The sequence below is a fragment of the Pseudoalteromonas sp. Z1A8 genome, from assembly GCF_011378855.1.
In the GTDB taxonomy this organism is placed as follows: Bacteria; Pseudomonadota; Gammaproteobacteria; order Enterobacterales; family Alteromonadaceae; genus Pseudoalteromonas.
On the sequence record NZ_WTLB01000032.1, the window covers coordinates 40,121 to 51,870 of the forward strand.

Below are 11,750 nucleotides of genomic sequence, written 5' to 3' on the forward strand. Positions count from 1 at the left end.
TATTAGTTTCCTTTTTGTGAGTATTGTTGCTCAACTTTTTGTGTAATTTCGTCACTTAAACGCAATGCGCGTAAAAGTGTAAATACGTTTTCTTCATGATTGTAGTTAAAGTTAACTTGCTGCTGCTCTGCTTTATTATAACCTTGTAAATTAACACCGAGTTTTAACCAGCCATCATTTTTTAGTGCAACACTACTATTTAACTTTTGAATATCTAGATTTGTTAATAATCCTAACACAGGTTGCAACTCTTGCTGTTGCTGCATCACCGAATCAAACGCTGCGTTATTAGTAATTTTTAAATTACCTGTGCCTTGGCTAAATAAACTGCCATCAATTATTTCAATTTCACCACTATTAAAGTGGACTGGCAACGTGCCTGCTAAGCGTCCCGTTAATACAATGCCCGACTTATCATCGAGTGTAACGAGTTTACTCGCATCAATATTTTCAAACTTAACATTAGCAACTTGGTTTGGCTGACCTAATGTGTAGGTATCTAACGAAAACTCGCCGCCAAATACATCGCCCGTTATATCGTTTACTAGAGCGCTATTATCGTTAACTTGCCACTGCCCTTTAATATTTTTTATAACAGCACCGGCTCTAAATTCATTTAAATTAAAGGTAGTTGGTTTTACATTAAGCTTACCTGAATTATATTGCCCGCTAAATACGCTATTCAAATCACTCGCAAGGTAATCGTTATAAAGTGCACCTATGTGAGTAACCCCTATATTGAATGAAGCGTTTTGCAAGTTTACATCACCACTAATATAGCCATTAAATTTACCCTCGGTTAGTTGCGCAAGTGGTTCAAATTGACTAATAAACGTATTTAACGGCAACACACTTTGCTCAGGAATAATAACTTCAAACGGATGAGCTTGCGCCGATACATGATGATTTATCACTAACTCGACATCGTTTATAAATGCGTGATGACTGGCTTTTAGTGCACGGCTTTGTAGCCCCGTAGACTCTACTTTTATATTATTAAGTTTTATGTCAGGGCTATTAACAGCCTTTATATTCGTTTTTGCTGTTAACTCGGCAAATAACTCGCCCACGCCTAAATTAGCATTTGCTGTTAATGTGTTACTTATATCCGTTGCTTTAAATTCTTTATATTGTGCGCTTTTAAATTGATGCGTTAATGTTACTTCTGCGTTTAACTGCTTATCCATTTTTGCAGTTAAATCACCTTGGTATTGCACTGCGCTTATATCAAATGCATCTACACTATTGAGCGTTAATTTAGCATTTATAAGCCCAACTGGTTTTGAGTCAATAAACTCACTTAAATCAAAGCGACCACTAAGGCTAAGCCCATTCGCTGTTGCAGGAACAAATTCAGGCAAGCTTTCAAGCGTAACCGCGTAATCGCCTTTAATCGCAGTGCCCACTAACTGAGCATTAACGTTGATATTATTTATATCAGGTGTGCTTATTTGAGCTGATAAATTTGTCTGTAAGTTTTCAAGTGGCGATTTAATATTAAGTGCTGTATCTGTCATTAAAATATCAAATTGCTTATCGCCCTCACTCACCAAATTAATTGCAGGTACACTGAGCTCACTACCCTCTAAGCGAATTGATTGAGGGAGTTTAAGTTGCCAATTTAAAGGAACTTGATTGCTCACAAAACCTGCATATTCACTCGGTGAAATTAAATTCGCACAACTTGGCGTTAAATTAATTTTGTTATTAAGCAAATCGGTATTAAGCATTAACGCTTGGCTGTTTAAATTAAAATGAGTTGCCAACTTGCCAGTGGTTAATACGTTGACCTGACATTGCTCATAAATATAAGCTAACTGGGCACTAATATCGCCATTTAATTTAAGCTCTATACCGTCAAAGCTAAACGCTTGCTGAGTATTAAAATTAACGCCAGCTATTAAGGTGTTTTTAGTGTTTATAACTTGCTTTAAAAGAGTGTCATTTACTGCAAACTGACCACTTACTTTATCAGCAGTCAAAGTCGCACTCGCGTTTATATCACCAGTGACATTAAACTGATTTAGTGTGGGTTCCAATATACTTATTTTTAGTGGCTTATTGAGCTGTTCACTTTTTACTGCAAGCTGTTTAATGCTGATTAATGGACGGGTTGAAGGAAGCGCTAAATCGAGATTTTTAGCAAGTTGATTAGCATTATCGTTTTTAGGGAAAGGATTAACCGTTAGCACAGCATTTTTAATATCTATACGTTTTGTATTTGCAGTAATACCAGTAAGTTGTAACTGTTGATTTTGATAATTCACACACACTTTATCAGCATAGATATTTAGCTCAGACGTAATTGAAAAGTCGAGACAACTTAACGTAATGCCTGCTTTTTTAAGCTCAGGCGCTATAGCCCACTGTAATAAAGGTAAACGAAATACATAACCAAGCAGCAAGATACTTAGCAATATAGCCCCAACAATTAAACCAACTCGTTTAAACATACTATCCTTACATGCTTTGTGCTTTTAACTTGGTGCAAAAAGCATACTAATCAAAAAAGGCTGCACAATGCAGCCTTTTTTATTTTACAGCTAGATTATGAATCTAACTTGTATAAACGCAAATGTAATTAACCTACATTTTTACGTGCATTACGGAACATACGCATCCACGGGCTATCCTCGATCCATTCATCAGGATGCCAAGAGTTAGCAACGCTTCTAAATACGCGTTCTGGATGCGGCATCATTACAGTGGCGCGACCATCAGTAGACGTGATACCTGTAATACCTTCTGGAGAACCATTCGGGTTAGCTGGGTACTGCGTTGTAGGGTTACCATAGTTATCTACAAACTTAACCGCTACAGTGCCGCTATTAAGCGCCGCTTTAGTAGCTGCATCGTTTGCAAACTCAGCATGACCTTCACCATGAGAAACCGCAATTGGCATACGTGAGCCAGCCATTCCGTTAAAGAACACAGATGGATTCTCTTGTATTTCAACTAAACTAAAGCGAGCTTCAAAACGCTCTGATTTATTAGTTACAAAACGCGGCCAGTACTCAGTGCCAGGGATCAACTCTTTTAACGTTGATAACATTTGGCAACCGTTACATACACCTAAGCTAAAGGTATCTTCACGATGGAAGAAGTTTTGGAACTGATCGCGTGCCATGTCGTTAAACAAAATAGACTTAGCCCAACCTTCACCCGCACCAAGTACGTCACCGTATGAGAAACCACCACATGCCACTAAACCTTTAAATTGCTCTAGTGTTAAACGACCTTCTAAAATGTCGCTCATGTGTACATCAACGGCTGCAAAACCTGCACGGTTAAACGCTGCTGCCATTTCTAAATGAGAGTTAACACCCTGCTCACGTAAAATAGCCATTTGCGGTTTAGCACCGGTTGCAATGTATGGCGCTGCTATGTCTTCGTTTAAATCAAAGTTTAGTTTTACATTTAAGCCTGGATCTTTTGCATCAAATTTTGCATCAAACTCTTGCTTAGCACACTCGGGGTTATCACGACGCGCTTGCATTTGATACGTTGTTTCAGCCCAAATAGTACGAAGCTCAGTACGCGTATGATTAAGTACCGTGTTTTCGCCACGGTTAAATATAATCGTATCGTCGCTGTTAAGTGTACCGATGTTGTGAGTAATTGCTGCAATACCATGTTGTTCAAACACAGTATTTACTGCATCTAAATCACTATTTGCAACTTGAATTACTGCACCTAGCTCTTCGTTATAAAGCGCTTCAATATCTGAACCTGTTAAACCCGCTAAATCAACCGTTACACCGGTATGACCCGTAAACGCCATTTCAGCAACCGTGGTAAATAAACCACCGTCTGAACGGTCATGATAAGCAAGTAACTTACTATCAGCCACTAGCGCTTGCATTGCGTTATAAAAGCCTTTTAATAACTCAGGGCTATCAACATCAGGTGTTACATCACCCAATTGCTTATAAACTTGTGCAAGGCTTGATGCGCCCATGCGGTTTTTACCCGCACCTAAATCAACTAATATAAGCGATGTATCGCCTTTATCTGTGCGCAGTTGTGGAGTTACTGTTTTACGTACGTCGTCAACACGACCAAACGCCGTTATAACCAATGAAAGCGGCGATGTTACTGACTTCTCTTGTGAGTCACCTTCATCTTTCCATGTCGTTTTCATTGACATAGAATCTTTACCTACTGGAATCGTTAAACCAAGCGCAGGGCAAAGTTCTTCGCCTACGGCTTTAACCGCTTCGTATAAACCAGCATCTTCACCCGGGTGACCCGCTGCTGCCATCCAGTTTGCTGATAACTTAATGTTTTCAAGGCTACCGATGTTTGCACAGGCAATATTAGTTAACGACTCAGCTACAGCTAAACGAGCAGATGCACCGTAATTAAGTAATGCTGCAGGAGTACGTTCACCGAGTGACATAGCTTCACCGTGGTAAGTATCATACGTTGCCGCAGTTACTGCACAGTTAGCAACAGGTACTTGCCAAGGACCGACCATTTGATCGCGCGCTACTAAACCCGTAACTGAGCGATCGCCGATTGTTATTAGGAATGTTTTTTCTGCAATGGCTGGTAAACGCATTAAGCGCTGCGCTGCATCTGCTGCACTTATTAATGTAGTATCAAGCGCTTTACCAACAACTTGCTTTGACGTTACATCGCGGTGCATTTTAGGTGCTTTACCTAATAATACGTCCAGCGGTAAATCAACAGGGTTATTTTCAAAATGGCTATCTGACACGGTTAAGTGAGGTTCAGCGGTTGCTTCACCAATAACAGCGTACTGAGCGCGTTCACGCTTACAAATAGCTTCAAAGCGATCAAAATCCTCTACACCAACAGCGAGTACATAGCGTTCTTGTGATTCATTACACCAAATTTCGTGTGGTGCCATGCCTAGTTCATCGTTAGGGATACTACGTAATTGGAACTTACCACCACGTCCGCCATCGTTAACAAGCTCAGGAAACGCATTTGATAAACCGCCAGCACCTACATCGTGGATGAATGCAATTGGGTTTTCGTCACCTAGCTGCCAACATTTATCGATAACTTCTTGGCAACGACGTTCCATTTCTGGATTTTCGCGCTGTACTGAAGCAAAATCTAAATCTTCGTTTGATTGACCTGAAGCCATACTTGATGCAGCACCACCGCCTAAACCAATGTTCATTGCAGGTCCGCCTAGCGCAATTAATTTAGCGCCAACAGGTATATCCCCTTTTTGAACATGATCAGAGCGAATATTACCTAAACCGCCAGCAAGCATAATTGGCTTGTGGTAACCACGTACTTCTTCGCCGTTATGGCTTGTTACTTTTTCTTCGTAAGTACGAAAGTAGCCTAATAAGTTAGGACGACCAAACTCATTATTAAATGCAGCGCCGCCCAGAGGGCCTTCTGTCATTATATCAAGTGCGTTAACAATGCGACTCGGCTTACCAAAATCGCTTTCCCATGGTTGCTCGTAACCTGGAATACGTAAGTTTGATACAGTAAAGCCAACTAAACCTGCTTTTGGCTTAGAGCCACGACCAGTTGCGCCTTCATCGCGAATCTCACCGCCAGAGCCTGTAGCTGCACCAGAGAATGGCGCAATAGCTGTTGGATGGTTATGAGTTTCAACTTTCATTAGTATTTCAATGTCTTCTTGATGATACGCATATTCACCTTGCGCATTTGGGAAGAAGCGACCCGCTTTTGAGCCTTTCATTACTGCCGCGTTATCTTTATACGCCGACAATACATTTTCAGGATTTAGCTCAAAGGTATTTTTAATCATTTTAAACAGCGATTTTGGCTGCTCTTTTCCATCGATTGTCCAGTCAGCATTAAATATTTTATGGCGACAATGCTCTGAGTTTGCCTGTGCAAACATAAACAATTCGATGTCGTTAGGGTTACGTCCTAACTTTATAAAGTTTTCTACCAAGTAGTCTATTTCGTCATCAGCAAGGGCAAAACCTTGCTCAATATTAGCTATTGCTAATGCTTCGCGTCCACCACCTAAAATATCAACAGACGACATTTGGCGTGGTGCATCAGTACGAAATAATTGAGCAGCATCTTCAAATTGATTGTGTGTTGCTTCAGTCATACGGTCGTGTAATAACGCAGTTACTTGTGCTAGTTGCTCTGCGTTTAAGTCACCTTCAACATAATAAGCAATACCACGTTCAACGCGATGAACCTGCTTTAAACCACAGTTGTGGGCAATATCGGTTGCTTTAGATGCCCAAGGCGAAATGGTACCTGGGCGAGGTGTAACAAGTACAAGTTTGCCAGCTGGGGTATGCTCAGCAATAGTTGGACCATAAGTTAATAGCTTTTCAAGCTTGGTTTGCTCATCAACACCTAAAGGCGATGTTAAATCGGCAAAATGAGCATACTCTGCGTATACGTTAGTAACAGGAAGTTGCGATTGTTTGCAACGCGCTAAAATTTTATTAACTCTGAACTCTGAAAGTGCTGGTGCACCACGAAGGATCAACATAGATAATTTCATCCGGGGTTAGGGATTGAACGATATTTTAGGCACGCATTATAGTCCAATTAGCGTTCAGATTTAACTCCAAATTGCGCTTTTCATAAAATTAACTTTTTAGCTTTATTTATAGCCTACTTTAGACAATAAAATAAAACGTAAAGTGACGCGATGGCTTAGTTTTGCTATAACGGTGGCTGGCGAGCTTAAGGGGCACTCAATGTTCAAAGAAAAACTAATAATTATCATTACTTTAGTTATGCTGTTATGTGCATGTGATATGCAAGAACAGCCAACTCAACTCGCCCAAATAAAAGAACAAAATAAAATACGCGTTGGCACGCTTGCCAGCGCCAGTAACTATTATCAAGCGGTACAAGGCGAGCAAGGTTTTGAATATGAGTTATCTCAAGCTTTTGCCGAATATTTAGGTGTAGAGCTTGAAATAGTCCCCTTCTTTAACTTATCTGATATGTTTGAACGCCTTGAAAGCGGTGATTTAGACTTAATAGCCTCAGGACTTACCTATAATAAAACCCGTGCAGAGCAATACCGCTTTGGGCCAACTTACAGAACAATTAGCCAAAAATTAGTTTATAAGCAAGGTCGCGTTCGTCCTCGAGAGTTTGACGATTTAGACGGTAACTTTACTGTTATAGCTAAAAGTAGCCACTCGCTTACTCTACAAAAAATGAAGAAGAACAATCCAGACCTTACCTGGATAGAGAGCGAAGAGTTTGATGAAGAAGAATTACTTCAAGCGGTTATTGATGGCGAGATAGATTACACCCTAGCCGATACACATACATTATCGTTGTTTCGCCGTTATCACCCCAATTTAAGCATCGGTTTTTCAGTTAGCCATAACGACCCTATTGCATGGATACTCAATAAATCAGATGACGACTCTTTATATGCGTTATTGGTGCCATTTTTTGGTGACGTTAAGCAAAGTAACCAGCTCTACGTACTCGAAGAAAAGTATTTTGGTCACGTACGCCAATTTAATTATGTAAATACCCTTGCTTATATAGAAGCAATTAAAGAAACCTTACCAACATACCAGCCATGGTTTGAACAATATGCAGGTAGCCTTGACTGGCGATTATTAGCGGCACTAAGCTATCAAGAATCTATGTGGAATCCTCGCGCTAAATCACCAACAGGTGTGCGCGGCATCATGATGCTAACTCGCAGCACAGCTAAACAAGTAGGCGTAACAAATAGGCTGGAACCGGAGCAAAATATTCGTGGTGGCGCTAAATACTTAAGCAAGCTTATTAAACGCATTCCTGACCGTATCCCGCAACCCGACCGTACATGGCTTGCTCTGGCCGGATATAATGTAGGTTGGGGGCATGTTAACGACGCACGTATAATTACCGAGCAACAAGGTGCAAGCCCTGATAAGTGGGCTGATGTAAAAAAACGTTTACCACTATTAATTAAAAAACGCTATTACCGTAAAACTCGTTACGGTTATGCTCGTGGGGATGTGGCAGTTAAGTATGTAGATAATATACGCCGTTATTACGATGCGCTTGTCTGGTTAGATGAGAATGATGCCATTGCCGTAACGCCTGAACCAGAACCAATTAAAGAGCTTAGCACTGATGATGATACAGAGCCTAAGCTAAACGAGAAAAATGAAGTAAAGAGTGCGATAAAAAATGAGGCAGATGAAGCTTCAACACAAAAACAACAACCTATAATTGAGCCCAAACAATCAAGTGAAAATAATAACTAAGATTAATATAGGTGTCCGTTTTTAGAGCATGTCGTTAAGCAAAATTTAAGTAAATTAAATATCTGTTTACTTGTCATCAAATGATCACTAATGTGTGTTAATTGTATATCAATACTTTATAAGATGTACCCGTGCCTTTCTCACTCTTGCATTAGGAGAAAACATGCTAAAACGTAGACGCACACAAAGATTAAAACGCAATGTCATTTATTCAACGGCCACACGTCGTCGTGTTATGTTACGTAAGCTTCATAAAAAAATCATCTGGCGTCGCCGAATGTTTGCTATGCAGCAAATGGCTGAATCAGAAATAGAGCCAATAGCCAGTTAACTTAGCAAGCCTTATTTACTTGATCATCACGAGCAGCTTTTTTAGCTGCTTTAATTTGCGCCCTTCTTCGTTTAAAAAAATCCGAAATAGTATCACCGCACTGCTGTGCCAAAACACCACCACACACCTCTACTTGATGATTTAGCTTTGGTTCTTGCAATAAGTTCATAATTGAACCTGCAGATCCTGTTTTCGCATCGAGCGCACCAAATACTAAACGCTTAATTCTGCTGTGCACTAACAATCCCGCACACATAGAACACGGCTCAAGCGTTACATACAACGTACAATCAATTAAACGATAGTTGTTAAGTAGCTTTCCTGCTTCTCGAACTGCAATCATTTCAGCATGTGCAGATGGATCGTTATCGGTAATTGAACGGTTATATCCAACTGAAATAAGCTGGTTATCTTTTACTACAATCGCCCCAACCGGAATTTCATCAAGCAGCTCTGCTTGCTTTGCATACAAAAGCGCTTGCTCCATCCAGTAGGAGTCATCAAATGGTTCGTTCATTATTTCTACTTTAATAACTTTTTATGCTGTAATTATACCTAGTTACCACTCTAAAGTGCGCCATTCATTACTTTATTGCAAAAATAAAACACTATTTACCTGTTTGTCATGGCTCAATAGTGCTGATTTACGTTATAATCGCACGCTTTTTTTATTTAGCTCACAACACGGGTAGCAAATGAAATTTCCTGGACGCCGCAGGCATAAACATTATTTTCCAGTGGAAGCCAAAGATCCACTTACCAATCAACTTAACGCAACAGAGCGATTACAACGTAGTTATATTACGGGTATCGATCAAATCGTTGTTGATATAGAGGCAAAAGTTGATCAAGCTTTCCTTGACGAATTTCAACTACGTAGGGGTATGTCGCAAGTTATTGATAGCGACACAACAAACGCCTTATACGATCGTTTAAAATTAAACGATATGGTTGATTTTGAGTTTGCCGGTGGAACCATTGGTAACACTATGCACAACTACTCTGTACTTGCAGATGATCGCTCAGTTTTATTAGGCGTAATGAGCGAAAATATAAAAATAGGTAGCTACGCTTACCGTTTTTTATGTAATACCTCAAGCCGTGTAGACTTAAACTACCTTCAACCAGTTGATGGGCCTGTAGGCCGTTGTTTTACATTAATTGATGAAACCGGTGAGCGTACTTTTGCAATAAGTGCAGGCTTAATGAATCACTTACGTCCTGAATCTATCGATAAAGACCTTATTGAAAACTCATCAGCGTTAGTGATCAGTGCCTATCTTATGCGTACTCAAGGTAGCGAAACGATGACTGAAGCCACCATGCAAGCCGTTAAATACGCTAATGATGCAGGTGTGCCAGTTGTGCTTACACTTGGTACTAAGTTTTTAATTGAACAAGACCCTACCTGGTGGGCAAGCTTCGTTGAAAAGCATGTTGATATTCTTGCTATGAACGAAGAAGAAGGTTTAGCTATTACGGGTTTTGAAGATCCTCTTTTAGCTGCTGATAAAGCACTTGATTGGGTAGATTTAGTTATTTGCACCGCTGGCGAAAAAGGCTTGTTTATGGCCGGCTACGTTGACGAAAGTTTAAAGCGTGAAACCGAATATCCGTTATTACCAGGTGCAATACCTGATTTTAACCGTTACGAATTTTCACGAGCAATGCGCAAAGATGAATGTGATGAGCCTATCAGAGCATATAGCCATACAGCGCCATTTATGGGTGGACCTGATTCAATCAAAAACACCAATGGTGCGGGTGATTGTGCATTAGCAGCTGTGCTTCATGATTTATCAGCGAATGTTTATCATAAACTTAATGTGGCAAACTCAGCTAAGCATCAACAACAAGCTATTACTTATTCGTCACTATCGCAAATTAGTAAATATGCTAACCGAGCCAGCTATGAAGTATTAGTTCAGCATTCTCCACGTTTATCTCGTGGCTTACCTGAACGCGAAGATTGTTTAGAGCAGGTTTATTGGGAACAATAAATAATAAAGGGAGCAATTACTGCTCCCTTTCGTTTAGCTAAAAAATAGAAATATCGAGTTTTTTAGATAACAGCTCTAACGCTGCGATTCCTGCAACAGAATTACCAAACGAATTAAGCCCCGGCGAATAAACAGCTACAGTAAACTTATTTGGTAACACAGCTAAAACAGTCCCTGACACTCCCGACTTACCTGGCATGCCAACTCTGTAACCAAAATCACCCGCAGCGTCATATAAACCACTCGTAAATAAAAGCGAATTTAGCTGCTTGTTTTGACGGCTACTTAGAACACGATTTCCCGAACGATTATCAACACCTTTATTAGCTAAAAAATTATAAGCTTTTGCTAATTCAATACAATTAAGCTCAATAGAACAAAAGTTAAAGTAAGACCATAAAACATCATCAACTTCATTTTCAAAATTACCAAACGACTTCATTAGATGCGCCATTGCAGCATTTCGATGCCTAAATTCATACTCAGAATTAGCAACTTTTTTATCAATTACTATGCCTCTATTACCAGCTAATAACCTAAAGGTTTCGAGCATAGAATGCATTGGCGCAGATAAGCGGCTGTATAATGCATCACACGTTACAATTGCGCCTGCATTGATGAATGGGTTACGAGGAATCCCCTTTTCAAACTCAAGCTGTGTAAGCGAGTTAAAGGCTGTACCTGAAGGTTCTTTACCAACTCTATGCCAAAGTTCATCACCATAACGCTGTAGTGCCATAGTAAGTGTCATAACTTTAGAAACTGATTGAATAGTAAAGCGTTGAGAACAATCCCCTGCACACACAGTTTCACCATCCGTTGTATAAATAGCGATAGAAAATTGCTCTGGATCCACCTCGGCAAGCGCCGGTATATAATCAGCTACTTTCCCCTGTGATAATAAAGGACGCACTTCATGTGCTATTTCATCAAGCACCTTTTGGTAATCAGCTGTAGGCAATCTAGACCTCTATATCATCATTCATAAAAATTGGATTTTAGCACGCACTATTAGGTGCACCTAGTTTTGTTGTTGAATTTATAGGTGGGCTTTATACCAATCTGCTTATATATGGGGTCTACTTAACGTTAAGAAAATTACGCTAGAACTAGGCAAGAATTTTTGTATCTAGTTGTTCTAAATAAAAAACTTTTAACGACGTTATAGTGCAATTTAATTCGTTAAATTGATCAAAGATTTATGCAGGT

Annotated in this window: 7 protein-coding genes; 3 read left to right on the top strand and 4 right to left on the bottom strand. The window is 39.9% G+C overall.

The features are described 5' to 3' along the window. Positions 1–2: 2 nt before the first annotated feature. Both GQR55_RS13270 and purL read right to left on the bottom strand, forming a co-directional pair. Positions 3–2,453 (bottom strand): YdbH domain-containing protein, encoded by a 2,451-nt coding sequence (locus tag GQR55_RS13270; protein ID WP_166420977.1) that lies wholly within the window; start codon positions 2,451–2,453, stop codon positions 3–5. A gap of 128 nt (positions 2,454–2,581) precedes the next feature. After that, on the bottom strand, positions 2,582–6,472 hold the full coding sequence (gene purL, locus GQR55_RS13275) for a phosphoribosylformylglycinamidine synthase (protein ID WP_166420978.1): 3,891 nt from the start codon (positions 6,470–6,472) through the stop codon (positions 2,582–2,584). A 211-nt stretch (positions 6,473–6,683) separates the two neighbouring features. On the opposite strand from purL, the gene mltF reads away from it, so the two are divergent. After that, positions 6,684–8,210: a membrane-bound lytic murein transglycosylase MltF gene (gene mltF, locus GQR55_RS13280; RefSeq protein WP_166420979.1), complete on the top strand. Its 1,527-nt coding sequence runs from the start codon at positions 6,684–6,686 to the stop codon at positions 8,208–8,210. 163 nt (positions 8,211–8,373) lie between these two features. Further along, complete coding sequence (locus tag GQR55_RS13285) at positions 8,374–8,541, top strand: hypothetical protein (protein WP_007584688.1); 168 nt, start codon at positions 8,374–8,376, stop codon at positions 8,539–8,541. A gap of 1 nt (position 8,542) precedes the next feature. Here GQR55_RS13285 and tadA read toward each other — a convergent pair whose 3' ends face one another. Next, positions 8,543–9,058 carry a tRNA adenosine(34) deaminase TadA gene (gene tadA, locus GQR55_RS13290; protein WP_166420980.1) on the bottom strand — a complete coding sequence of 172 codons (516 nt, stop codon included), beginning with the start codon at positions 9,056–9,058 and terminating at the stop codon, positions 8,543–8,545. Positions 9,059–9,236: 178 nt separating this feature from the next. Here tadA and GQR55_RS13295 point away from each other — a divergent pair, with 178 nt between their 5' ends. Then, a complete protein-coding gene (locus GQR55_RS13295) occupies positions 9,237–10,541 on the top strand; it encodes an inosine/guanosine kinase (protein ID WP_166420981.1) in 1,305 nt (434 codons plus the stop codon). A 37-nt stretch (positions 10,542–10,578) separates the two neighbouring features. Here the strand turns inward: GQR55_RS13295 and glsB are convergent, their stop codons facing one another. Continuing rightward, positions 10,579–11,502 (bottom strand): glutaminase B, encoded by a 924-nt coding sequence (gene glsB / locus GQR55_RS13300; RefSeq protein WP_166420982.1) that lies wholly within the window; start codon positions 11,500–11,502, stop codon positions 10,579–10,581. Positions 11,503–11,750: the final 248 nt, after the last annotated feature.

Coding starts and splice junctions, on each gene's coding strand:
- GQR55_RS13270 (WP_166420977.1), bottom strand. CDS start 2,453: ATGTTTAAACGAGTTGGTTTAATTGTTGGGGCTATATTGCTAAGTATC.
- purL (WP_166420978.1), bottom strand. CDS start 6,472: ATGTTGATCCTTCGTGGTGCACCAGCACTTTCAGAGTTCAGAGTTAAT.
- mltF (WP_166420979.1), top strand. CDS start 6,684: ATGTTCAAAGAAAAACTAATAATTATCATTACTTTAGTTATGCTGTTA.
- GQR55_RS13285 (WP_007584688.1), top strand. CDS start 8,374: ATGCTAAAACGTAGACGCACACAAAGATTAAAACGCAATGTCATTTAT.
- tadA (WP_166420980.1), bottom strand. CDS start 9,058: ATGAACGAACCATTTGATGACTCCTACTGGATGGAGCAAGCGCTTTTG.
- GQR55_RS13295 (WP_166420981.1), top strand. CDS start 9,237: ATGAAATTTCCTGGACGCCGCAGGCATAAACATTATTTTCCAGTGGAA.